The sequence below is a fragment of the Marinobacter vulgaris genome (genome assembly GCF_003344045.1).
GTDB classification, from domain to species: domain Bacteria; phylum Pseudomonadota; class Gammaproteobacteria; order Pseudomonadales; family Oleiphilaceae; genus Marinobacter; species Marinobacter vulgaris.
The window spans coordinates 1-2648 of the sequence record NZ_QFWX01000018.1; the positions used below are offsets into that span (position 1 = coordinate 1).

At 52.9% G+C, this 2648-nt stretch carries 1 rRNA gene; it reads left to right on the forward strand.

The features are described from left to right. Nucleotides 1–184 precede the first annotated feature (184 nt). Nucleotides 185–2648 (forward strand): 23S ribosomal RNA (locus DIT71_RS17510); the annotation flags it as partial.

Here is a 2648-nt window from a genome sequence, read left to right on the forward strand (position 1 = left end):
CGAGAGAAATAGGTTCAATGTGATAACGATTTCAAGCGTTATCCGGTGTTGTCGTTGAAGTGGTTGTATATGACTTCGAGCGACTGTCTCTGAATCTCATCTTTGATGAGGACGCTGTATTCGCTTCGGTGAGTACGGGGCTCTTGTTGATGTGAGGCGCAGATCAGTTGTCTTGGGGTTATATAGTCAAGCAACTAAGCGCATACGGTGGATGCCTTGGCAGTCAGAGGCGATGAAAGACGTGGAAGCCTGCGATAAGGCTCGGGGAGCTGGCAAACAAGCTGTGATCCGGGCATTTCTGAATGGGGAAACCCACCGACTTTCGGGTCGGTACCGTACAGTGAATACATAGCTGTGCGGGGCGAACTCGGGGAACTGAAACATCTAAGTACCCGAAGGAAAAGAAATCAACCGAGATTCCCTAAGTAGCGGCGAGCGAACGGGGACTAGCCCTTAAGCTGGACAACTGGTAGGAGAAGGCTCTGGAAAGTGCCGCCATAGTGGGTGATAGCCCCGTATCCGAAACCTGAGTCTGGTGAAATCGAGTAGGACGGGACACGTGATATCCTGTCTGAACATGGGGGGACCATCCTCCAAGGCTAAATACTCCTGACTGACCGATAGTGAACCAGTACCGTGAGGGAAAGGCGAAAAGAACCCCTGTGAGGGGAGTGAAATAGATCCTGAAACCGTATGCGTACAAGCAGTCGGAGCAGACTTGTTCTGTGACGGCGTACCTTTTGTATAATGGGTCAGCGACTTATGTTCAGTGGCGAGGTTAACCGTTTAGGGGAGCCGTAGGGAAACCGAGTCTGAATAGGGCGATTTAGTCGCTGGGCATAGACCCGAAACCGGGCGATCTATCCATGAGCAGGTTGAAGGTTGAGTAACATCAACTGGAGGACCGAACCCACTGTCGTTGAAAAGCCAGGGGATGACTTGTGGATCGGAGTGAAAGGCTAATCAAGCCCGGAGATAGCTGGTTCTCCCCGAAAGCTATTTAGGTAGCGCCTCGGACGAATACCACAGGGGGTAGAGCACTGTTTCGGCTAGGGGGTCATCCCGACTTACCAACCCGATGCAAACTCCGAATACCTGTGAGTACTATCCGGGAGACACACGGTGGGTGCTAACGTCCATCGTGAAGAGGGAAACAACCCAGACCGCCAGCTAAGGTCCCCAAATACCAGTTAAGTGGGAAACGATGTGGGAAGGCTCAGACAGCTAGGAGGTTGGCTTAGAAGCAGCCATCCTTTAAAGAAAGCGTAATAGCTCACTAGTCGAGTCGGCCTGCGCGGAAGATGTAACGGGGCTCAAACTGGTTACCGAAGCTGCGGCTGCATACGTAAGTATGCGGGGTAGGGGAGCGTTCTGTAAGCCTGCGAAGGTGTGTTGAGAAGCATGCTGGAGGTATCAGAAGTGCGAATGCTGACATGAGTAACGACAATGGGAGTGAAAAACTCCCACGCCGGAAGACCAAGGTTTCCTGCGCAACGCTAATCGGCGCAGGGTGAGTCGGCCCCTAAGGTGAGACCGAAAGGTGTAATCGATGGGAAACGGGTTAATATTCCCGTACCTTGGATAGCTGCGATGGAGAGACGGAGAAGGCTAGGTGAGCCGGGCGACGGTTGTCCCGGTTTAAGCGAGTAGGCAGTGGGATTAGGCAAATCCGGTCCCATAATGTCGAGACGCGACGACGACGGCCCTTTTAGGGCTGGAAGTCATTGATGCCCTGCTTCCAGGAAAATCTTCTAAGCTTCAGGCTATTCGAGACCGTACCCCAAACCGACACAGGTGGTCAGGTAGAGAATACCAAGGCGCTTGAGAGAACTCGGGTAAAGGAACTAGGCAAAATGGTGCCGTAACTTCGGGAGAAGGCACGCTGGTGGTATGTGACACCCCTGCGGGTTGAGCAGAAGCCAGTCGAAGATACCAGGCCCCTGCGACTGTTTATTAAAAACACAGCACTGTGCAAACACGAAAGTGGACGTATACGGTGTGACGCCTGCCCGGTGCCGGAAGGTTAATTGATGGGGTTAGTCCTCGGACGAAGCTCTTGATCGAAGCCCCGGTAAACGGCGGCCGTAACTATAACGGTCCTAAGGTAGCGAAATTCCTTGTCGGGTAAGTTCCGACCTGCACGAATGGCGTAACGATGGGGGCGCTGTCTCTACCCGAGACTCAGTGAAATTGAAATCGCCGTGAAGATGCGGTGTATCCGCGGCTAGACGGAAAGACCCCGTGAACCTTTACTATAGCTTCACAGTGAACTTTGAGCATGTTTGTGTAGGATAGCTGGGAGGCTTTGAAACCAGGACGCCAGTTCTGGTGGAGCCAACCTTGAAATACCAGCCTGACCTGTTTGAGGTTCTAACTTCGTCCCCTTATCGGGGATAAGGACACTGTGTGGTGGGTAGTTTGACTGGGGCGGTCTCCTCCCAAAGCGTAACGGAGGAGCACAAAGGTGGGCTAAGCATGGTCGGACATCATGCGGTTAGTGTAATGGCACAAGCCCGCTTAACTGCGAGACAGACACGTCGAGCAGGTACGAAAGTAGGTCATAGTGATCCGGTGGTTCTGTATGGAAGGGCCATCGCTCAACGGATAAAAGGTACTCCGGGGATAACAGGCTGATACCGCCCAAGAGT